This window comes from Ruegeria sp. AB6 (genome assembly GCF_056542685.1).
The window spans coordinates 55,029-74,830 of sequence record NZ_JBQGAD010000008.1 but is presented as its reverse complement, the minus strand read 5'-3'; the positions used below and the strand labels follow the sequence as shown (position 1 = coordinate 74,830).

General features: G+C 57.0%; 20 protein-coding genes. 8 read left to right on the top strand and 12 right to left on the bottom strand.

Annotation, left to right across the window (positions count from 1 at the left end; all coding sequences use genetic code 11):
* Positions 1 to 124 precede the first annotated feature (124 nt).
* Positions 125 to 1,378 carry a chromate efflux transporter gene (chrA, locus tag ACR0DB_RS16200; RefSeq protein WP_480552096.1) on the top strand — a complete coding sequence of 418 codons (1,254 nt, stop codon included), beginning with the start codon at positions 125 to 127 and terminating at the stop codon, positions 1,376 to 1,378.
* A gap of 76 nt (positions 1,379 to 1,454) precedes the next feature.
* Positions 1,455 to 1,916, top strand: a complete 462-nt coding sequence (locus ACR0DB_RS16195) for an SspB family protein (RefSeq protein WP_170786684.1) — start codon at positions 1,455 to 1,457, stop codon at positions 1,914 to 1,916.
* 11 nt (positions 1,917 to 1,927) lie between these two features.
* Here the strand turns inward: ACR0DB_RS16195 and ACR0DB_RS16190 are convergent, their stop codons facing one another.
* A complete protein-coding gene (locus tag ACR0DB_RS16190; protein ID WP_480552157.1) occupies positions 1,928 to 2,434 on the bottom strand; it encodes a hypothetical protein in 507 nt (168 codons plus the stop codon).
* Positions 2,435 to 2,696: 262 nt separating this feature from the next.
* On the opposite strand from ACR0DB_RS16190, the gene fumC reads away from it, so the two are divergent.
* Genes fumC through ACR0DB_RS16170 form a run of 4 tightly spaced genes read left to right on the top strand, consistent with a single transcriptional unit; the run spans position 2,697 to position 5,145 of the window.
* Complete coding sequence (gene fumC / locus ACR0DB_RS16185; protein ID WP_480552095.1) at positions 2,697 to 4,091, top strand: class II fumarate hydratase; 1,395 nt, start codon at positions 2,697 to 2,699, stop codon at positions 4,089 to 4,091.
* Positions 4,091 to 4,267 carry a DUF4169 family protein gene (locus tag ACR0DB_RS16180; protein ID WP_480552094.1) on the top strand — a complete coding sequence of 59 codons (177 nt, stop codon included), beginning with the start codon at positions 4,091 to 4,093 and terminating at the stop codon, positions 4,265 to 4,267. The genes fumC and ACR0DB_RS16180 overlap by 1 nt, the downstream gene beginning before the upstream one ends.
* Entirely contained in the window at positions 4,264 to 4,485 is a 222-nt protein-coding gene (locus ACR0DB_RS16175; RefSeq protein WP_170769685.1) for a ribbon-helix-helix domain-containing protein, read from the top strand. Before ACR0DB_RS16180 ends, ACR0DB_RS16175 begins: the two co-directional genes overlap by 4 nt.
* Before the next feature lie 57 nt (positions 4,486 to 4,542).
* Positions 4,543 to 5,145 (top strand): DNA-3-methyladenine glycosylase I, encoded by a 603-nt coding sequence (locus ACR0DB_RS16170; RefSeq protein WP_480552093.1) that lies wholly within the window; start codon positions 4,543 to 4,545, stop codon positions 5,143 to 5,145.
* A 6-nt stretch (positions 5,146 to 5,151) separates the two neighbouring features.
* Here the strand turns inward: ACR0DB_RS16170 and ACR0DB_RS16165 are convergent, their stop codons facing one another.
* The 4 genes from ACR0DB_RS16165 to ACR0DB_RS16150 form a co-directional block, all read right to left on the bottom strand.
* Positions 5,152 to 6,033, bottom strand: a complete 882-nt coding sequence (locus tag ACR0DB_RS16165) for a fructose bisphosphate aldolase (RefSeq protein ID WP_480552092.1) — start codon at positions 6,031 to 6,033, stop codon at positions 5,152 to 5,154.
* A gap of 72 nt (positions 6,034 to 6,105) precedes the next feature.
* Complete coding sequence (locus tag ACR0DB_RS16160; RefSeq protein ID WP_480552091.1) at positions 6,106 to 7,455, bottom strand: cytochrome P450; 1,350 nt, start codon at positions 7,453 to 7,455, stop codon at positions 6,106 to 6,108.
* Positions 7,452 to 8,666, bottom strand: a complete 1,215-nt coding sequence (locus ACR0DB_RS16155; RefSeq protein ID WP_480552090.1) for a hypothetical protein — start codon at positions 8,664 to 8,666, stop codon at positions 7,452 to 7,454. Before ACR0DB_RS16155 ends, ACR0DB_RS16160 begins: the two co-directional genes overlap by 4 nt.
* A 63-nt stretch (positions 8,667 to 8,729) precedes the next feature.
* Positions 8,730 to 9,482, bottom strand: a complete 753-nt coding sequence (locus ACR0DB_RS16150; protein ID WP_170769680.1) for a cytochrome c biogenesis CcdA family protein — start codon at positions 9,480 to 9,482, stop codon at positions 8,730 to 8,732.
* Between the two features lie 105 nt (positions 9,483 to 9,587).
* Here ACR0DB_RS16150 and ACR0DB_RS16145 point away from each other — a divergent pair, with 105 nt between their 5' ends.
* On the top strand, positions 9,588 to 9,821 hold the full coding sequence (locus ACR0DB_RS16145; protein WP_170769679.1) for a sulfurtransferase TusA family protein: 234 nt from the start codon (positions 9,588 to 9,590) through the stop codon (positions 9,819 to 9,821).
* A 50-nt stretch (positions 9,822 to 9,871) separates the two neighbouring features.
* On the opposite strand, the gene ACR0DB_RS16140 is transcribed toward ACR0DB_RS16145, so the two are convergent.
* The 7 genes from ACR0DB_RS16140 to purC form a co-directional block, all read right to left on the bottom strand.
* A complete protein-coding gene (locus ACR0DB_RS16140) occupies positions 9,872 to 12,673 on the bottom strand; it encodes an Rne/Rng family ribonuclease (protein ID WP_480552089.1) in 2,802 nt (933 codons plus the stop codon).
* A gap of 515 nt (positions 12,674 to 13,188) precedes the next feature.
* Positions 13,189 to 14,523 carry a sigma-54-dependent transcriptional regulator gene (locus ACR0DB_RS16135; RefSeq protein WP_170769677.1) on the bottom strand — a complete coding sequence of 445 codons (1,335 nt, stop codon included), beginning with the start codon at positions 14,521 to 14,523 and terminating at the stop codon, positions 13,189 to 13,191.
* Between the two features lie 12 nt (positions 14,524 to 14,535).
* The gene (locus tag ACR0DB_RS16130) at positions 14,536 to 16,314 is read right to left on the bottom strand and encodes a sensor histidine kinase (RefSeq protein ID WP_480552088.1); all 1,779 of its coding nucleotides are present in this window, start codon (positions 16,312 to 16,314) and stop codon (positions 14,536 to 14,538) included.
* A gap of 37 nt (positions 16,315 to 16,351) precedes the next feature.
* Positions 16,352 to 17,020, bottom strand: coding sequence for a phosphoribosylformylglycinamidine synthase subunit PurQ (gene purQ, locus ACR0DB_RS16125; RefSeq protein WP_170791025.1), 669 nt, complete (start codon positions 17,018 to 17,020; stop codon positions 16,352 to 16,354).
* An 11-nt stretch (positions 17,021 to 17,031) separates the two neighbouring features.
* The gene (locus ACR0DB_RS16120) at positions 17,032 to 18,075 is read right to left on the bottom strand and encodes a zinc-dependent alcohol dehydrogenase family protein (RefSeq protein ID WP_480552087.1); all 1,044 of its coding nucleotides are present in this window, start codon (positions 18,073 to 18,075) and stop codon (positions 17,032 to 17,034) included.
* Between the two features lie 4 nt (positions 18,076 to 18,079).
* Complete coding sequence (gene purS, locus ACR0DB_RS16115) at positions 18,080 to 18,310, bottom strand: phosphoribosylformylglycinamidine synthase subunit PurS (RefSeq protein WP_480552086.1); 231 nt, start codon at positions 18,308 to 18,310, stop codon at positions 18,080 to 18,082.
* A 178-nt stretch (positions 18,311 to 18,488) separates the two neighbouring features.
* Positions 18,489 to 19,244, bottom strand: coding sequence for a phosphoribosylaminoimidazolesuccinocarboxamide synthase (gene purC, locus ACR0DB_RS16110; protein WP_170769672.1), 756 nt, complete (start codon positions 19,242 to 19,244; stop codon positions 18,489 to 18,491).
* A 185-nt stretch (positions 19,245 to 19,429) separates the two neighbouring features.
* Between purC and ACR0DB_RS16105 the strand changes: the two genes are divergently transcribed.
* Entirely contained in the window at positions 19,430 to 19,747 is a 318-nt protein-coding gene (locus ACR0DB_RS16105; RefSeq protein WP_170769671.1) for a DUF1476 domain-containing protein, read from the top strand.
* Positions 19,748 to 19,802 lie beyond the last annotated feature (55 nt).

The following is a 19,802-nucleotide window of genomic DNA, read 5'->3' as shown; positions in this document are numbered from 1 at the left end:
GCAATATTCCCGCCGTAACTCTTTGTTGCTTAGACCTAACTTCGCGCACTGAAAGTGGAATTGCTCGCTGCAGCTGTCGTTTGACGTCAGCGCAATACCTAGCCGTTTTCATGGACAGAACCAGATGACGCCCCCTTCGGTCCCCGAGTTGATCCGTGTTTTTGGACGTATTGGCCTGCTATCTTTTGGCGGACCCGCGGCGCAAATCTCATTGATGCACGAAGAACTTGTCGAAAAACGCCCTTGGTTGGATGAACACACCTATCTGCGGGCGCTGTCACTTTGCATGCTGCTTCCCGGCCCCGAGGCAATGCAGTTGGCCACCTATGCCGGCTGGCGTTTGCGCGGCGTGCCCGGCGGTTTGATTGCCGGCACCCTATTTGTACTGCCGGGTGCCATAGTGATTGGCGCTTTGGTTTGGCTTTATGCTCGGTTTGGTGACCTTCCTTTCGTCCAAGCGGGCTTTCTAGGAGTGAAGGCAACAGTCATCGTCATTGTCATTCAAGCATTGCGCAATCTGTCACGCCGCGCGTTGACCAGTGGCGAAAGCAAACTTATCGCCCTGTTCGGTTTTCTGACCATCTTCGCACTGCAACTGCCCTTTCCTGTCATTATTCTGAGTGCCGCGGTTTGGGGGTATCTACGGCTTGATGGGGGCCAGTCTTCCGTATCGGGCATTTACTCGCCCCAAACCAACCCTGTGCGCACCTGTCTGATTTGGATCACTCTGTGGCTGACACCTTTGTTTCTCCTCAGCATTGCGGGCGCTAAACTGTTAAGCGATCTGGGTTGGTTTTTCGCCCGTTTGGCAGTAGTCACATTTGGTGGCGCATATGCCGTTCTTGCGTATATGACGCAAACCGTCGTCCAAAGATACGAGTGGATCACAACCAACCAGATGATCGACGCATTGGGTTTGGCTGAAACGACCCCGGGCCCGCTTATCCTTGTTACCCAATTCGTTGCCATGCTGACCGGACAAACAACGGCAGGTTTGCCGTTGGCGTTGGCTGCGGGAATCGTTGCGCTTTGGGCTACATTCGTGCCGTGTTTCCTGTGGATATTCCTGACCGCACCATACTTGGACCAGCTGGCCGCCAGACCCCGCCTTTCAGCCGCATTGCATGGCATAACGGCGGCAGTTGTGGGTGTGATTCTCAACCTTTCTCTTTGGTTTGCCTTGCATGTTTTTTTCACGGACGTGACAGAGATAGCGTGGGGGCTTGTTCGTTTGCCCTGGCCCGCTGCAAATACGCTCAATATATCCGCCCTGATATTAACTGTGATCGCTGGAGTGTTGATATTTCGATTCAAATTCGGCATGGGAAAGACATTGGCCCTGATGGCCATAGCCGGTGTCGGAACGTATTTTCTTTGAACAATCCCGCGACTCTCGGTCTTTCGTTTCCAATGGAATCCCTTATGCTGAAGGGCACCATATTTGAGGATGACACATGTCGCAGGACATTGATTACGGGAACCTGATGCACACCGCCATGCGCGGGCTGATCAAAACGGTTCTGACCAGCGTTTCTGAAAACGGTCTTCCCGGAGCGCATCATTTCTTTATTACTTTCGACACGCGCCAGAACGGCGTTGAAATGGCCGATTGGCTGCGCGAGCGATATCCAGAAGAGATGACGATCGTCATGCAGCACTGGTTCGAAAATCTCGAAGTCGGAGACTCGGGTTTTGCAATTACGCTGAACTTCGGTGATGCTCCGGAACCGCTGTATATTCCGTATGTTGCGATCAAAACTTTCGTCGATCCTTCTGTCGAATTCGGACTGCGTTTTGAAAGCGCCGAAGATGAGGACGATGAGGTACCGATAGCAGAGGCGCCGATTGAAATCGAGGCCGAGCAGGACGAGCATCATGACGCTGATGTCGTGTCGCTAGACAGTTTCCGGAAGTAACCCTGTCGGGATTATTGTTTTTTCAGGAAGGTCTCGACCGAGCGAGACTTGATCCCGTTGCGAAACCGGGAAAAGGATAGATCAAGCCCACCCTCCGCCAGGGTGCGGTCGAACTGCTGCAGCTCGTATCCACCGTTTTCATCAATAAACAACGAAAACACGGTCAGGGTGTCGTCCATGATGCGGCCCCAGACGAATGGCTCGCCTTGCATCGGGTCCAACGGCACTTCGTGCCCGAAAACGTTTCGGCGCATCGCGGCCGAGAAAACATCAGATCGCTCAGAGGGGTTGAAGTCGATCGAGAAGGCCTGCTCTTTCACGCGCCCGTCATGCTTGTAGGTCGTCGTTTTCCAACTGACATTGAATCCGTTTTTGTTCTCTTGGATCGAAACGCTCATGTCCCTTGGGGTTTCGGTGCCATCCTGATCAACCATATTGGCCGAACCTACATAGTCACCGACAAAGGGCGTGATCTCAGCAGCATGCGATGGCAATGCGACGACCGAAAAAAACGCCACCCAACCTGCAATAAGGCCAATAAGTCTAAAGGAATGAACCGGAACTTGTAGGAGCACGTGAGCCTCCAAAATGATGATGTACTATTCTAGCTCACCTACCGGCGCGTACAATGGTCCGTTTGAAGTTTAACAGAAGAAAATGACACCCGGCACGATCTATACCTTTGCCCACCTTAAGTTTATGGTGCGCGCAACTGGCCGATTGCATGATGCTAAAGTTGTGCGTAAACGGCATGCAACGGCATACAAGACGGAGTGACCGATGTCCCAGACCCGCACCGAATCCGACAGCTTTGGCCCGTTGGAGGTTCCCTCAGACAAGTATTGGGGCGCGCAGACGCAACGCTCGATCATGAATTTTCCCATCGGCTGGGAAAAACAGCCCGTCGCCATCGTGCGCGCGCTAGGGGTGATCAAGAAAGCCTGCGCCATGCAGAACAAGGCAACCGGCAAACTGGACGCAACGATTGCGGATGCGGTAATTCAGGCGGCTGGTGAGGTGTTTGAAGGGAAGTTCGACGACAACTTCCCGCTAGTAGTGTGGCAAACCGGCTCCGGCACCCAATCGAACATGAACTCGAACGAGGTGATTGCAAACCGCGCCATCGAGATTCTCGGCGGCGTAATCGGATCGAAGGACCCGGTGCATCCCAATGATCACTGCAATATGGGGCAATCGTCAAACGACACCTTCCCAACCGCCATGCATATCGCAACCGCGATGAGCGTTCGGGATGTCCTCTTGCCCGGCCTGGAAAAGCTGGCCAGTGGACTGGAACAGAAAGCGGATGAGTTCAAAGATATCATCAAGATCGGCCGTACCCATACGCAAGACGCGACCCCGCTGACGCTTGGCCAGGAATTTGGCGGCTATGCCCATCAAATCCGACAGGGAATCGCACGTGTAAACGCTGCAATGCCCGGCATTTATGAGTTGGCCCAAGGCGGTACAGCTGTAGGTACCGGTTTGAACACGCAGCACGGATGGGGCGAGGCTGTGGCAGCCAATATGGCAGAAATCACTGGCCTGCCCTTTGTCACCGCGCCAAACAAGTTCGAGGCGCTGGCCGCACATGATGCCATGGTATTCCTGTCTGGCGCGTTGGCGACAATTGCCGGTAGCTGCTACAAGATCGCCAATGATATCAGGCTTTTGGGGTCCGGCCCTCGCTCCGGCCTTGGCGAACTGATCCTACCCGAGAATGAGCCCGGTTCGTCCATCATGCCCGGCAAAGTGAACCCAACACAGGCCGAAGCGCTGACCCAGGTGGCAGCGCATGTGATGGGCAATGACGCCGCGATCAAATTCGCAGGTAGTCAGGGTCATTTTGAACTGAACGTCTACAACCCGATGATGTCCTACAACCTGCTGCAATCCATCCAGTTGCTGGGCGATGCTGCGGACAGCTTTACGGAACGGATGCTGCTGGGCATTCAGGCCAACGAACCGCGCATCGACAAGCTGATGAAGGAATCGCTGATGCTGGTGACAGCACTGGCCCCCACCATTGGTTATGACAACGCCACTAAGGTTGCCAAAACGGCGCACAAGAATGGCACGACTTTGAAAGAAGAAGCCATCGCGCTGGGTTTCGTGGATGAGGCGACCTTTGACGCGGTTGTCCGCCCCGAACAGATGATTGGCCCAAAGGACTGATGGGCAAACCGGTCAATCTGAACCGGTACCGCAAGGAAAAAGCGCGGGCCAACAAAAAGGCCCGCGCTGACCAGAACGCCGTCGCTTTCGGGCGCAGTAAAGTTCAGAAAGAGGCGGACCGGCTGGATCGAGAAAAACAGACACGCGATCTGGACAATCACGAGTTAGATGAATGAGCGGGCGCCCTGTCAAACGCTCTGTGACCCTCAAAGGGCACCGAACTTCGGTCTCGCTTGAGGATGAATTTTGGTCCGCATTTCGGGATATTGCAAAGCAAAAACAGATGCCTATCAATGCGTTGGCTGCGCAGATTGATGTGGAGCGTGACCCTGATATCGGGTTAGCGTCGGCAATTCGGGTCTATGTGCTGAACTGGTACCGCAACCGTCCGTGAGCGATTGCTTTTTGGCCTGAGGCGCAGTAGCGTCAATGGAACAAAAAGGGCACAAACATGTTGAAGACCGTACAAGGCCCGGACGGCCAACCCAGATGCGCCTGGTGTCAGGCCGCACCTGAGTTCTTTGCGTATCATGATGCTGAATGGGGATATCCAGTCGCGGATGATCAACGGTTATTCGAAAAGCTCTGCCTCGAAAGTTTTCAATCCGGCTTAAGCTGGCGCACAATCCTGTCCAAACGCGAAAATTTCCGTAAAGCGTTTAGACATTTCAATATCAAAGAGGTGGCGCAATTTGATGACGCGGATGTGGAACGGTTGTTGCAGGATGCAGGTATCATCCGGCATCGCGGCAAGATCGAGGCCGTGATCAACAACGCCCAACGGGCGCAGGAATTGATTGCGGCCGAGGGGTCGCTGGCAGCTTATGTGTGGCGGTATGAGACGACAATGCCCCCGGTTCCGCAAACGGCCTCAACCTCGGCCGAGTCCATTGCGATGTCGAAGGATTTGAAGAAACGGGGCTGGAAATTCGTGGGCCCCACCACGGTTTTTGCCTTCATGCAGGCGATGGGGCTTGTGAATGATCACGCGGAAGGGTGCGTGATGCGTGAAAAAGCGGCGCGTTTGCGCCGCGAATTCACAAAACCGGTTTAGGTCAGATCAGACCGAAGCCTGGAAGATCTTGTCGATATTGCCACCCAGCGCCGCGTTGAACTCGGCATCTGATTGCTGTTTCGACAAACCCTCGGTCAGCGCCCGCGAGAAAGATGCGATCATCTTGCCGTTCTCGGACAGCAGCGCACAGGCCTGATCAGTCGAATACCCACCCGAAAGCGCCACAACGCGCAGAACACGCGGGTGATCGGCCACAGCATCGTAAAGATTGGCGGTGCTGGGGATGGTCAGCTTCAGCATTACATCCTGCCCGTCCTCCAACTGGTCGAGATTCTTCAGGATTTCCGCTTTCAGGATGTCCTCGGCCTCGGCCTTGGTGGAGGAGTTGATGTTTACCTCAGGCTCGACAATCGGCACCATACCAGCTGCAACAACCTCGCGTGCGACGTCGAACTGTTGGGCGACCACAGCGGCGATGCCCTCTGCATTCGCCTCATGGATGACAGAACGCTCCTTGGTGCCGAAAACACCGTCGGCCTTGGCCAACGTATCCGCCAAGCCAGGGATCGGCTTCATCATCTGTACGCCGTTCGCTTCATCCTCTAGCCCCTTGTCGATCTTGAGGAACGGCACGATCCCTTTTTGCGACCACAGGTAATCGGCAACTTTCCTGCCGTCGATCTCTTCGCTCAGGGTACGTTCGAACAGGATGGCGCCGATCACTTTATCCTTAGTGAAGTCATCGGCCAGAATGATGCGCGCGCGCATCTTCTGGATTTCGCCGAACATCTCAGCATCCGAGCTGTAATCCGATGCCTCAACACCATAAAGCGCCAGCGCCTTGGGGGTCGAACCACCGCTTTGATCCAGAGCGGCGATAAACCCCGCCCCATTGGCCATTTGCGCGCGCTGTTCTGATTTGGACATAAGGTTTTCCCGTTCGAAATGATTCCGCTGTTTTCAACCGCATACAGCAACGTGATTGGTGATGGTAGTTTGTTAGCGCTCAACCACACGCAACCGAATGCCATCTTTTGAGCGAACGGTCAGATGAGCCACGGGAACCGGTGTTTGGCCTTCGACCAGTTCGAAGCGATATCGGCGCAGCAGCGTAGACAGGATCAAAGGCCCTTCGACCATCGCGAACCCTGCCCCGCTACAGACCCGTGCGCCTGCCGAAAACGGAATAAACGCGGTGCGCTGGCAGGTTTTGCCATTCTCAGTGTGCCATCTGCCGGGGTCGAACCCGTCGGGATTGTCCCACAGGCGTTCATGACGATGCAGGTGCCAGGGGCTGATAACCATCTGAGCACCGGGTTGTATCTGCCGGTTCCGAAAGACTTCGGGGCATGTGGCCTGCCGCACCATCATCGGGACCGGCGGGTATAGGCGCAGGGTTTCGCGGAACACATCGCGGCTGATCTTCAAGCCAGCAACGGCGGTCATGCCGGGGGTGTCCAGCGCTGCGGCCTCTTCAGCCACCTTGTCCTGCCAGTCCGGATACAGTGCCAGTAGGTACAGGGCCCACGCTAATGCGGATGCGCTGGTCTCGTGGCCAGCCAGAAAGAAGATGGCCACCTGATCCACCATCTCGTCTGTGTCGAAACACTTGCCAGTCTGGGGGTCCGGGGTCGTCATGATCTTGGTCGCCAGATCGTTTGGCGCCATACCTTGGGCGATCAGCGCGGCGCGCGCTGAGATAAGATGTTCGATCAGCTCTCTGATTTCTCGGGCATTTTGTTTTGTTTGGCGTGAATGGAACCGAGGCATCCATCTAGGCAGCGGTAGGAACGCGGCTAGGTTCAACAAGGGCTGTCTGCGTTGATAGGCGCGAAATTTAGTGAACACCTGTGCGGCAACTTCATGCTCGATGGGCACGGAAAACAGGGTGCGAAAGATCACATCCGCCGCAGCGTGGCTGGTGAATTCCTCGCATTCGAGGATTTGGTTCAGGCTTTGCTGCAACCGATCGCTGGCGGCTTGCGCGGCATCCTGCATCGCCGGAAAGGTATCTTTCAGGCGGCCACCTTCAAAGGCAGGATCAATGATCCGCCGCTGGCGTTTCCAGGTGTCGCCATTGGTCAGAAACACTGAATTGCCCAGCAAAGGGCGCAGGCCTTCGGCGATGCGGTTGGACTTGGGGAAGTCGTCGGGCCCCTTTTTCAATACAATTTCAACTAGCTCCGGCTGGTTGATCATGTAGGAGCGAAAGAAAACAGTCCGAAACTCAGCCATCCATGCCCGGTAGAGCCGTTGTGGCTGGGCCGACAAAAGATCCTGCCGAAACAATTTGAGATACCGCCAAAGCGAGACCTTGTCTGGCCGCGGGGTCGGCTTGGGCGGTTTCATCCAACCACCGAGCGGTATTTCGACACAGGCGTATCAATGCGCGATTTGGACGGTGCGCGATCCCCAAAACGTGCACCCAACGTCAAAGGTCCAGCGGTCACACGGAAATAATCATAGGCTCCCGCCCGGTCGAAAGCGCAAAGATATTGAAAATGCAGCCGAAAGAACCGCCAGCGCAACTGCCCCCACCGCTCAGGTGAAAGTGTCTGCGTAAAGGCGGCCGATAGCACCAAAGGCCACTTTTTCGTATCGGTTCCAACGCCTGTCACAGACACAGGATCACAAAGCGCAAAGGCGCATCCGTCGCCGGGGGCGGAGACATCGACCCACGTCACCCCCTCTTGCTGCGAGAGGAACTGCAGATCAGCGCGTAGGTTGGTCGCGTCCGGCAGAAAAGAGACCATCGGAACCACTTGACCAAGCGACAGAAAAGACAGTGTTGGACCGTCTCTGTCTGGGAGTGCAGACCGGATAAGTTCGGCCAGGACGGCGACACCAAGATGCGCGCCCGAACTGTGGCCTACGACTAGAACTTCATCCACGTCGTCCTTTAGAGCGGCGTTGACCAACGACGCGAATTCAGCAAGGCGTTGCTGCAAAGCTAGAGGCGTTCGCCCCCGACATGCGGCGGAATGGGCATAGTCATGCATCAGGTAATAGGCGAACAGGTGGTTGTCGATTTTGCGGAACCATCGCAGCACGGCATAGCCCAATGCGGTGGCAGGAAGGCAGGCCACCCAGCCCAGTATCGACGACAGAAGCGCCCATATTCCCAACGCGGCGCCGACAGCGACACCCAATTGGATCAGCAACATCGCAACCGGATAAATTGCGGCGATTACAGGACCTTTGCGGAGCTTCATCAACCGCCACAAAGCCCCAGTCGAGATATAGACCCACGCAGTTCTGATCAGTTGCCCATAGGTTGCCGGTATCGAGTTCGACATGCTGTCGCGCACGATATCCGACCACACGAGCACCTGAAACTCGGCCTCTACCGCCGCCCCGTCCTGGACGGAAAGCACGTGCCAGCCATAAGGCCCATCGCCGGTTCTGGGCGAAAGCGTGATTTCATACCCTGATAGGGCCGCCTGCGCCGCGCTTTCGGTCCGGTAAAGCTCTCGGTACCGGCGGGGATGAATGGGGTCATAGCCGGGAATATAGAACACCCGGCGCCGTTTGACCTGCCTGTGATTGTCGTGACTGCGCATGCTCTTACCTTCTGCGGCGCAGGTTAGCGCAGCGTTACCGGCAAGGTAAGAGGGGTCCGGTTTTTAACCGAAATTTGCCAACGCAGGGAAGGTTTCCAGCAGCCACCAGCTGAACTGAGTGAACAGGCCGGTGATCAGCATGATACCTACGAACAGCAGCAGGCCACCCATGACTTTCTCGATCGTCGCCATGTGCGGTTTGATCTTGTTCATCACAGTCATCGAGCGGTTCAGGAACATCGCTGCCAGCAGGAACGGAATACCCAGCCCGGCCGCATAAACGCCCAGCAACAAAGTTCCCCGAGCGACCGAGGCCTCGGACGCGGCCAGAGACAGAATCGCCCCCAGTTGCGGCCCGATGCAGGGCGTCCAGCCGAAGGCGAATGCAAGGCCCAGAATATAGGCTCCAAACACGGAACCACCCGAGTCGCCCGTTTCAATCCGCGCTTCCCGGTCCAGGAAAGGAATGCGGAACACGTTCAGAAAGTGCAGGCCGAACACGATAACAACCGCGCCCGACAGCTTTGCGAACAGCACTTGATTTTGCAGCACAAAGGCCCCGAAGGCCGATGCGGTAAAGCCCAGCAACAGGAAGACAGTCGACAGGCCAAGCACAAAGAACAGCGCCGTCAGAGTTGCCTTGCGTCTAGCGGCCGCCTGATCCTGCATTTCGTTGATCGACACGCCGCTCATATACGCCAGATAAGGCGGAACGATGGGCAAAACGCAAGGCGACAGAAAGCTGATCAGCCCGCCCAGCATTGCGATGAACATGGCAGGCAGCAGGCCCGCGTCTATGATATCAATTCCGAACATGTTTCAGCACATATGGTATGAGGCCGTGAACGTCACGGGGCCATTCGGTCACATCCTCGTGGTTGCACGCTGGACACCCAGCCAAGTTGGAAATATCTCAGACCTATGTCAAACCCATCTGATACACTTGATGCGTTGGGGCTGCTATGCCCCCTACCCGTCCTCAAGGCACGTAAGCGCCTGAAATCTATGCCGGAAGGCGCATTATTGCGTGTCTTGGCCGACGATCCGGCAGCCGTTGTCGACGTTCCGCATTTTTGCGCGGAAAGCGGTCATCGCCTCGTTTCACAGGACGAGGCAGACGGGCATCAGATCTATATCATCCAGAAAATAGGCTAGAATTGTTTCAATACTGAACAAAAAAGGCGGGCCATTGGCCCGCCCTTTGGTCACTGTCCCAATGACCACCACCCACGCCTTTTCGGCTTAGCGGGCTTTTCAGGTTCGTCCGACACAACCTCAAGAACCGGTTCTTCGACCAAAGGCTCTTGCGGAGCCTCAGCGATGGGTTCCGCTGCAGGTTCTTCCGTGGCTTCGGCAACGGGTTCAGCGGTTGGCTCGGCGCTAAGCTCTTCAACAGGTTCTGCTGCAGCCCCTTCTTCGGAAACTTCTTCGGCTTCGGGTTCTGCCACAGGTTCATCCGCTGCGACTGCAGGCTCCGCTTCTTGGGAATCCTCTGACGTCTCGGCCGCAGGTTCTTCGGCAGCTTCGACACGCGGTTCTTCAACCGCTGCCGCTTCAAGGGGTTCCGAAGGTGTCTCGGCCTCATCAGACGCCTCGGCGCTGACTTCATCTTCAACCGGTGCTTCTTCTTTCTTTTTGCGGCGCGGTGCACGACGACGCTTTGGTTTGACCTCTGCTTCCTCGTCGCTTTTCTCGGCTGCATCCGCTTCGGCAGGCGCATCTTCCGCAGAGGGTTCGTCCTGGCTTTCAGCCTCGTCCGCCGTCCCTTCGGCCTGATCGCCATTCCCATTGCCTTTCTTGCGACGCCGACGACGACGTTTGCGTTTGGGTTTGACCTCTTCGTCGGTCACAGGCGTTTCTTCCTCGACCTTTTCCTCTTCATCTGCATCCACGAGATCCATTAGGGACGCGTCCACCGACACAACAGGCGCGGAGGCTTCGGGCACAATTCGGCTGGCAGTCTTGAACTTCTCCATCGAGAAATCGGGGCTGACCAGATGAATATCGCCTTCGATCCGAACCGACAGGCCATAGCGTGCCTCGATCTGCGCGATATGCTCGCGCTTCTGGTTCATCAGGAAGTTCGCAATGCTGACAGGGCAGCGTACCAACACCTCGCGTGAGCGGCGGCGGGTACCCTCTTCTTCGATCTGGCGCAGAATGGTCAGCGCCATATTATCATCCGAGCGGATCAGCCCTGTGCCATGGCACGATGGACAAGGCTGTGTCGTCGCCTCAAGCATGCCGGGGCGCAGACGTTGACGGCTCATCTCGAGCAGGCCAAAGCCGGAAATCCGACCCACCTGAATGCGGGCACGGTCGGTTTTCAACTTGTCCTTCAGGCGCTTTTCGACAGCCGAGTTGTTCTTACGCTCGTCCATATCGATAAAGTCGATGACGATCAGACCGGCCAGATCGCGCAGGCGCAGCTGGCGCGCGACTTCCTCGGCCGCCTCAAGGTTGGTCTTGAGCGCGGTTTCCTCGATCGAGCCTTCCTTGGTCGCCCGCCCCGAGTTCACGTCGATCGCCACAAGCGCCTCAGTCACGCCGATCACGATATAGCCGCCGGATTTCAGCTGTACGGTCGGGTTGAACATCCCAGCCAGATAGCTTTCCACCTGATAACGCGCAAACAGAGGCAACGAATCCTCATACCGCTTCACGTTCTTGGCGTGTGACGGCATTATCATTTTCATGAAGTCCTTGGCGATGCGATAGCCGCCCTCGCCTTCGACCAGAACCTCGTCGATCTCGCGATTGTAAAGGTCGCGGATCGACCGTTTGATCAGGTCGCCTTCCTCATAGATCTTCGCGGGCGCGATGGATTTCAGCGTCAGTTCACGGATCTGTTCCCACATGCGCTGCAGGTATTCGTAGTCGCGCTTGATCTCGGACTTGGTACGCTTGGCGCCAGCGGTCCGAATAATCAGACCTGCGCCCGTAGGCACGTCAATCTCGGCAGCGATTTCCTTCAGTTTCTTACGATCCGGTGCGTTGGTGATCTTGCGGCTGATCCCACCGCCACGCGCGGTATTCGGCATCAACACGCAATAACGCCCTGCAAGCGAGAGATAGGTGGTCAGTGCGGCACCTTTATTGCCCCGCTCTTCCTTGACGACCTGCACCAGCAGGACCTGGCGGACCTTGATGACCTCTTGAATCTTGTACCGACGCGGGCGCGGTTTGCGCGGAGGACGAATATCCTCGCTGTCATCCTCATCCGCCACTGATTCAATCGTGTCATCCTTGGCCGTCGCGTCTGCACGCGCCTCGCCCTCGTCTTCCGGTTTTCCTTCTGCCTCTTCGGTCTCCGCAGCTTCTTCTGCCACCGCGTCATCCGTAATAGCAGCATCAGGCTCAGATTCCTCTGCGAGCTCTGGCTCAGCGGCAACATCCGGCTGGTCATCTTCCGATGCAACCTCAGTATCCGCTTCTTCAGTCTCAGCCGGAGTATCCTCGGAAGCCGCATCCTCTTCGGGTTCCTCAACCGGCGTTTCCGCAACGCGATCGACCGGAGACGAGCCTTCGGGAACGGCCATGTCGGCGTTCTCATCCCCGTCATCCAGGTCAATGGTTTCCATGCCCGACGGTTCCGACGACACCTCCAGCGTTTCCACTGCATCATCGGTTTTCACATCCGCTGCCTTGCTCCGCGACCGCGACCGACGCTTCTTGGGCTTCGCTTCCTCAGCCTCGTCGCGCGCTTTCATCGCCTCGGCATAGGCGCGCTCTTCCTCCATCAGCGCCTCGCGGTCGGCGACGGGGATCTGGTAATAGTCCGGATGAATCTCGGAAAACGCAAGGAACCCATGCCGGTTCCCGCCATAGTCCACAAAAGCCGCCTGCAGCGACGGCTCGACCCGTGTTACTTTTGCAAGATAGATGTTACCAGCGAGCTGGCGTTTGTTTTCGGATTCAAAATCGAATTCCTCGACCTTGTTTCCATCGACCACCACAACCCGAGTTTCCTCGGCGTGGGTGGCATCGATAAGCATTTTCTTAGCCATTTGTCCTTGGTGCACCGCGCCAAACGCGTTGTCCTGACCCGTCCAGGCGGACAGGCACTTTTGGGGAGGTGTCTTGTACGGGCGATTTCGGACGGCGCGCGGCAGGGTCTGGCGCTGTGGCCCCCTGCCCGTATAGTCAATCGTTGCGCGCGCGTCATCGCGGTTCTTCTCCGACAGACGCGCCTTGACGCTGTCTGCCCATTATATTCCTTTCACCCGCATCCACGGGTTCAGGCGTTCAACTGCCCCTTGATCGGGGCACAATCGGCCTGCTCAGCCAGTGTGGGAAGATGTCACCACCTGCGACCTCGCAGCGAAACTCAAAGATTCGGGACTTCAGGGCACAAAAATGGCCCGGCCCGTTCGGGTACAATAAAAGCAGTCCTGTGGAAAAGACAATGGGCAAACTGCATGCCGCCTCAATCCAGCACGCTCCCAAACCTTCTTCTGTTTAAAAATACCTCGGGGGTGAATTGAGCCACAGGCTCAAGAGGGGGCTGGCCCCCTCCCAACCGTCACAAATAGTCCGAGCGTTGCAACCCGTATTTCGCCATCTTTTCGTTCAACGTCCGACGCGGCAGACACAGCTCATCCATCACCGAAGCGATCGAGCCTTTGTGTCGGCGCATGGTATTGTCGATTAGCATCCGCTCGAACGCCTCAACATATTCTTTCAGCGGCTTGCCCTCTGTGGTCATAACCGGTTGCATCTCTTCATGATCCGACATCAACAACGATGCGATCGTTCCAGACCCGCGCCGTGATTGCAGAACCGCACGTTCCGCAATGTTAATAAGCTGCCGCACATTACCCGGCCACGGTGCCTGCAACAGCTGCGCGGCCTCCTGCGCACTGACCTGCGGTGCATCACAGCCATATTCCTCGGCAAATTGCTCGCTAAGGCGCGTGAATAGCGTCAGGATATCTTCGCCGCGCTGGCGCAGCGGCGGCATGGTGATGCGCAGCGCAGCCAACCGATAGAACAAGTCCGGTCGCAGAACATCTTCCGAGGTCTTTCCCGCTTCCTGCAAATTCGAAATTGCGATAATGCGGGTCTCGGCAGGTGTGCCCTGATCATTCATCACGCTCAGCAATCGCGCCTGCAACGTGTCGCTCAACGCTTCGACATCTTCCAGCACCAGCGTGCCGCCACGGGCCTCTTCAATGGCAGGCAATTGCGCATCCTCGGGCATCATAGGCCCGAACAACCGTTTGGACAGCGCCTCTTCCTCCAAGGCTGCGCATGAGATCAGGACGAATTTCTTACCTGCCCGACTGCCTACGGCGTGCAGAGCGTGCGCCACCAATGTCTTGCCAGTTCCGGTTTCACCGTCGATCAGAACATGCCCATCGGCCTGTCCCAGATCCAGAATATCTTCGCGCAGGCGCTCCATGACCGGACTGGCACCGATCAGTTTGCTCATGATCTGGGTGCCATCGGACAACTCACGCCGCAAAGCCCGGTTGTCGAGCGTCAGACGACGGGCGTTGCTGGCGCGTTTGGCCAGTTCGGACATCCGGTCGGGGTTGAAGGGCTTTTCCAGAAAGTCGAACGCGCCCACGCGCATCGCCTCAACCGCCATAGGCACGTCCCCATGCCCGGTGATCATAATCACCGGCAGTGTACTGTCCGCGCCCATGAGTTTCTTCAGCAACTGAATGCCGTCCATACCGGGCATCTTGATGTCCGAGATCACGATTCCGGGGTAATCCGGCCCTAATACCTTGAGCGCATCCTCGGCGCTGGCAAAGGTTTCGGTGTCATATCCCGACAGTGCCAGCCATTGACTGATCGACTGGCGCATATCCTGTTCGTCGTCCACAATGGCTATCTTCATGGCTTGTGCCATTTTCTTACCCCGTTATTCCGCGGCCTCTAGGCCATCGCTTCCAAGTATTGGCAACTGCATCTCGAACACCGCGCCCCCGTTGGGACTGTTGCGGGCGGTCAGCCGTCCCCCATGGTCGTTCACGATCCCAGAGGAGATGGCAAGCCCCAGTCCAACCCCGTCGCCCGGCTGCTTTGTGGTGTAGAACGGCTCGAAAAGGTTTTCGATATCTTCGATACCATGCCCGTTATCGCGCACCGTCAACACCGCCATATCGCCTGCTGCCAAAATTATTTCGACGTCGGGTTCTGATACCGATTTGGTGGCGTCCAGCGCGTTGCGCAAGAGGTTTACCATAACCTGCTCGATCCGCATCCGATCGCCCATGGCCAATACCGGTTCTTCGGGCAGAATCTGAGTAATCTTAACGTGGCGTTGCCGCAACTGCGGTTCCATCATCGACAAGGCCGAGGCCAGCGCTTCGCCAAGATTTACAGGGGAAAACGCGTCCGCCCCCTTTCTTGCGTAAGACTTGAGCTGGCGGGTGATCGCCCCCATCCGCTCAATTAGCCCGTCTATGCGACCAAAGCTGGCCAATGCCTCTTCGGGACGGTTGCGGCGTAGCAAAAGGCGTGCCCCGGCCAGATAGGTTTTCATTGCAGCCAGAGGTTGATTAAGCTCATGGCTGACGGCCGCCGACATCTCGCCCAACGCCGCCAGTTTCGAGCTTTGTGCCAGCGTCTGCTCAGCCACTTCCAACGTCTTTTCTACCCGTTCACGTTCAGCAATTTCCCGCTGCAAGCGGGCGTTCAATGCGCGAAGCTCTGCCGACTCGCGCTGAAACAGCGCCATGCGGAACGTCGCCCGACGGCTGAGCGCATAGAAGGCCAACGCCAGAAGAATCGCAAAGCCCATGATCTCCAACGCGATGACGCTGTTCACTTTTTCCCGGATAGATGAATAGGTCGTAAACGACGTCATCTTCCATCCACGGAACGGAATGCGGGTCTCCATGCGCATAACGGCCTCTCCCTGGACATAGGCGTCGGCTGGCAGGGCTGTCCAATCTGCGGTGGCACGTATGGCGCGTTCGATGGCAGAATCCGGCGATTGGCGTTGAATGGCAGTGTTTTCGTCCAGTCCGCGCCATTTGGGTTCGGTCGAAAGGATCACGGTCCCGGTGCTGTCCGCCACCATAACGGCATCCGAGATTCCGGCCCAAGCGCGTTCGAACTTTTGCAAATCGACCTCGACCACGATGACACCGAGGACTTCGGCATTTGCCTCAATCCGGCGCGAATAGACAAAGCTGTATCCACCGGACTCTGTCTGTATCACTGTGAAGATCGTCGCGTTGGAGCGAACCGCATCAATGAAATAAGGCGAGTTTCTGTGCCCTTCGCCAAGACGGTTCCTGTCCGTCGCCGCCCGTGTCAGACCATCACCGTCCAATAGCATCAGTGAGGCTGCACCGATTTCCTCGACAAATGAAATCAAGCGTTGGCTGGAGAGCGTATAGTCACTGGACTGCAAGGCCGAGATCAGGCTGGGATCGCGCGCCAAAAGCTGCGGAACAATAGCATTGCGGCGTAGTTCGCTCAGCAAATTTCCGGAGTACAAAGCCAGCCGCAGTTCAGCGCGGTTGCGTGTGGATTCGGTAAAGCGGTCGGTCAGCAACCGGTTCGTGACCCAAATCGTCGCCACAGTTGCCAGAAGAAGAACGGTGACCGCAACGCGCAATCGCCACCCCAAAGGGGCGCCTTGAAACGGGGTCTTGAAAGAAGACCAGCCTGAACGATTGTCGGAACTCATGCCCCGGAAACTACGCGGGCTGAATCGGTTCCTCAAGTCACGCCGGAGCAAGAACGCCTGATAATGCGCGGAACAATGCCGTTCCGTCCGTGCCGCCATGGCCCTGATCCGCCGCCCGTTCAGGGTGCGGCATCATCCCGAGAACCCTGCGGTTTTCCGACAAGATGCCTGCGATGTCCCCGACCGAGCCATTCGGATTCTCGGTATAGGTGAATGCGATGCGATCTTGATCACGAAGTGTGGACAATGTTGCGTCGTCAGCAAAATAGTTTCCATCATGATGGGCAATCGGCACGCCGATCTCGTCACCTGCGTTGTAGCCCTGCGTAAAAGCGCTGTCGCTGGTTTGAACTTTCAGGCCGACGGTCTTGCAGATGTACTTCAGGCCCGCATTGCGCAGCAGCGCCCCCGGCAAGATCCCGGTCTCGGTCAATATCTGAAAACCGTTGCAAATCCCTACGGCATAGCCACCACGGTCGGTATGGTCGACAACCGCTTTGCAGATAGGAGACTGCGCGGCAATCGCACCGCAACGCAGGTAGTCACCGTACGAGAACCCGCCGGGCACGCCCACGATATCCACGCCCTCGGGCAGAGCGGCATCCTTGTGCCAGACCATGTCGACCTGAAAACCGGCCTGTTCAAAGGCCACGGCCAGGTCCCGGTCACAGTTGGAGCCGGGAAATACGATGACTGCTGCGCGCATGGCGGGGCCTCCTAATGCATGAAATCGGTGACAACGGCAACGCCGGGCGGCGTCGGGTGGTCAAAGGCGGCAAGTTCTTCACTTACCTGGGACAAAGAAATATGCCGCGTCACCAGTGGGCTCAGGTCAACACTGCCCCCTGCGATCAACGACAAAAGCGAGGGGTAGCGCCAGCTGGGCATACCGCGGGTTCCGAATACGGCAAGCTGACCGGAATAAAGCGCATCCATCGGCAAGGTCATGTTGCTATGCGGTCCGGCGGGCATTCCTATTTGCACCATGCGGCCCAGCTTTCGCAGGGATTTCATGGCGGCGACTGTCGTGGTTTCGATCCCCAGAGCTTCGATCGCGACATGGGCACCACCGCCGGTGATGTCCTTGATAGACTCTGGCGCCTTGCTGGTCGCGGCATTGACCACTGCATCCGCACCCAGAGTTTTGGCGTAGCTCAACTTGTCGTCGGCAATATCCACAACGATCACGCGGGCTCCCAAAGCTTTACCCAGCAGCAGGGTCGAGATCCCCACTCCGCCGCCGCCGAAAACCGCCAGCCATTCGCCCCCTTGCAACCGAGCACGTCCGACCAGCGCCTGCCATGCAGTCGTGACACGGCAGCCTAAAGCCGCAGCGATTTCAGGGGACATCGTTTCAGGCAACACCGACAGATTGGCATCCGCATGCGCCACCGAGACATATTCAGCAAACGCGCCATCGCAGGTAAAGCCAGGCACCAACTGATCGGCGCAGATTGTTTGATGACCTTGCGCGCAATCCGGACAATGGCCGCAGGCCAGAATGAAGGGCGCGATCACCCTGTCTCCGACCTTCCAACGGCCAACACGCTTTCCAACCGCAACCACCTCGCCGCAGAATTCGTGTCCGGGGATCATGGGAAGGACAACATCAGGGTCCGCGCCGGACCATGCGTGCCAGTCGGACCGACACACGCCGCAGGCCAGCACGCGCAGAACCACACCGTCCTCTCCCGGTTCCGGATCGGAAACCGAGGCCAGCTCGAGCGGCTGGCGATAGGTGATTAGACGCGCCGCCCGCATCCGCTTAGACCAGTTCGATCTCGTAGCGTTCGATGACCGTGTTGGCCAACAGTTTTTCGCACATCTGGGTCACGTCGGCTTCGGTCGCGCCGTCGGTCAGCTCAAGGTCGATCACCTTGCCCTGACGCACGCCTTCGACCTGATCAAAACCCATGGCACCCAATGCGTGGCGCACGGCCTCGCCCTGCGGGTCGAGAACCCCATTCTTGAGCATCACATGCACACGTGCTTTCATTCCTGCAACTCCAGCTAAGGGCCAAAAGTCGCGGCCCGTTCCGTTGCGCGGGGGATAGCGTGCCTTTTGTCATTCGACAACCCTTGTCCGCACGCAGTTTGCCGCAGGCAACAGGCGCAAATGCAAAAACGCCGCGCAAGGGCACGGCGTTTCCGGTATTCCACGCAAGCGAGGCAGATTAGTTGATCAGCGTAGGCTTGGTCACATTGCTTTTGGGAAGAACGCCCAGACGTCTTGCGACCTCGGAATAGGCATCCGTCAAGCTGCCCAGATCGCGACGGAACACGTCCTTGTCCAGCTTCTGGCCGCTTTCGATATCCCACAGACGGCAACTGTCGGGGCTGATCTCATCGGCGATAATCAAGCGCTGGAAATCGCCTTCGTACACGCGCCCGATCTCGATCTTGAAATCGACCAGACGAATGCCTACCGCCAGCATCATGCCGCTGAGGAAATCATTCACCCGCAGCGCAAGGCTGAGAATATCATCCATGTCCTGCTGGCTGGCCCAGCCAAAGGCGGCGATATGTTCCTCGGTCACCAGTGGATCGCCCAGAGCGTCATCCTTGTAGCAATACTCGACGATCGGACGCGGCAATTGCGTGCCTTCGGCAATGCCCAGACGTTTGGACATCGACCCGGCAGCATAGTTACGCACGATCACTTCCAACGGCACAATCTCGCAGCTACGAACCAGTTGTTCACGCATGTTCAGGCGGCGGATGAAGTGTGTCGGAACGCCAATCTGGTTCAGACCGGTCATGAAAAACTCGCTCAGGCGGTTGTTCAGAACGCCCTTGCCGTCGATCACGTCTTTCTTTTCCGCGTTAAAGGCAGTGGCATCATCCTTGAAGTACTGGACGATCGTACCCGGCTCGGGGCCTTCATACAGAATTTTTGCCTTGCCTTCGTAGATTTTCTTGCGACGCGCCATAAGCGACCCTTCCAGACTGACGAGCGGGAATATTCCCGCTTCTTGGCGCTCTCATAGTCCAACCCCCCTTTTCCCGCAAGCGCAGTAAACCGAGAGGCTTTGACGCAGCGCGAATCCCTTGCGTCCGGGCGCGGCTATCGTCATATCATCAATCAAGAAGATATAACCGAAGAGGTCCCCAACCCATGACCACGTTTGACGAACGCGAAAACGCATTTGAAGCCAAATTCGCCCATGATGAGGAAATGCAGTTCAAGGCGCAGGCGCGTTGCAACAAGCTGCTGGGCCTGTGGGCCGCGGAAAAGCTGGGCAAGTCCGGTGCCGACGCTGAGGAATACGCCAAAACTGTTGTGATCGCCGATTTCGAGGAGGCCGGACACGAAGATGTCGTGCGCAAGGTCTCTGGCGATCTGGGCTCGCTGTCGTCGGATGACGAAATTCGTGCCAAGATGGCCGAGCTGCTGCCCCAAGCCAAGGCGCAGGTTCTCAGCGAAACCGACTGAGGGAATTCGCCCCGCCTCATGATCTTCATGAGATTTATGAATTTGCTTTGAAGTC

Excerpts from the sequence above, each read along its gene's own strand:
- purS (WP_480552086.1), bottom strand. The coding sequence starts at position 18,310 with ATGAAAGCACGTGTGCATGTGATGCTCAAGAATGGGGTTCTCGACCCG.
- ACR0DB_RS16140 (WP_480552089.1), bottom strand. The coding sequence starts at position 12,673 with ATGGCTAAGAAAATGCTTATCGATGCCACCCACGCCGAGGAAACTCGG.
- ACR0DB_RS16120 (WP_480552087.1), bottom strand. The coding sequence starts at position 18,075 with ATGCGGGCGGCGCGTCTAATCACCTATCGCCAGCCGCTCGAGCTGGCC.
- ACR0DB_RS16155 (WP_480552090.1), bottom strand. The coding sequence starts at position 8,666 with ATGCGCAGTCACGACAATCACAGGCAGGTCAAACGGCGCCGGGTGTTC.
- ACR0DB_RS16105 (WP_170769671.1), top strand. The coding sequence starts at position 19,430 with ATGACCACGTTTGACGAACGCGAAAACGCATTTGAAGCCAAATTCGCC.
- ACR0DB_RS16160 (WP_480552091.1), bottom strand. The coding sequence starts at position 7,455 with ATGAAACCGCCCAAGCCGACCCCGCGGCCAGACAAGGTCTCGCTTTGG.
- ACR0DB_RS16175 (WP_170769685.1), top strand. The coding sequence starts at position 4,264 with ATGAGCGGGCGCCCTGTCAAACGCTCTGTGACCCTCAAAGGGCACCGA.
- ACR0DB_RS16165 (WP_480552092.1), bottom strand. The coding sequence starts at position 6,033 with ATGTCCAAATCAGAACAGCGCGCGCAAATGGCCAATGGGGCGGGGTTT.
- fumC (WP_480552095.1), top strand. The coding sequence starts at position 2,697 with ATGTCCCAGACCCGCACCGAATCCGACAGCTTTGGCCCGTTGGAGGTT.
- purC (WP_170769672.1), bottom strand. The coding sequence starts at position 19,244 with ATGGCGCGTCGCAAGAAAATCTACGAAGGCAAGGCAAAAATTCTGTAT.
- ACR0DB_RS16135 (WP_170769677.1), bottom strand. The coding sequence starts at position 14,523 with ATGGCACAAGCCATGAAGATAGCCATTGTGGACGACGAACAGGATATG.
- purQ (WP_170791025.1), bottom strand. The coding sequence starts at position 17,020 with ATGCGCGCAGCAGTCATCGTATTTCCCGGCTCCAACTGTGACCGGGAC.
- ACR0DB_RS16130 (WP_480552088.1), bottom strand. The coding sequence starts at position 16,314 with ATGAGTTCCGACAATCGTTCAGGCTGGTCTTCTTTCAAGACCCCGTTT.
- ACR0DB_RS16180 (WP_480552094.1), top strand. The coding sequence starts at position 4,091 with ATGGGCAAACCGGTCAATCTGAACCGGTACCGCAAGGAAAAAGCGCGG.
- ACR0DB_RS16145 (WP_170769679.1), top strand. The coding sequence starts at position 9,588 with ATGTCAAACCCATCTGATACACTTGATGCGTTGGGGCTGCTATGCCCC.
- ACR0DB_RS16170 (WP_480552093.1), top strand. The coding sequence starts at position 4,543 with ATGTTGAAGACCGTACAAGGCCCGGACGGCCAACCCAGATGCGCCTGG.
- ACR0DB_RS16150 (WP_170769680.1), bottom strand. The coding sequence starts at position 9,482 with ATGTTCGGAATTGATATCATAGACGCGGGCCTGCTGCCTGCCATGTTC.
- chrA (WP_480552096.1), top strand. The coding sequence starts at position 125 with ATGACGCCCCCTTCGGTCCCCGAGTTGATCCGTGTTTTTGGACGTATT.
- ACR0DB_RS16195 (WP_170786684.1), top strand. The coding sequence starts at position 1,455 with ATGTCGCAGGACATTGATTACGGGAACCTGATGCACACCGCCATGCGC.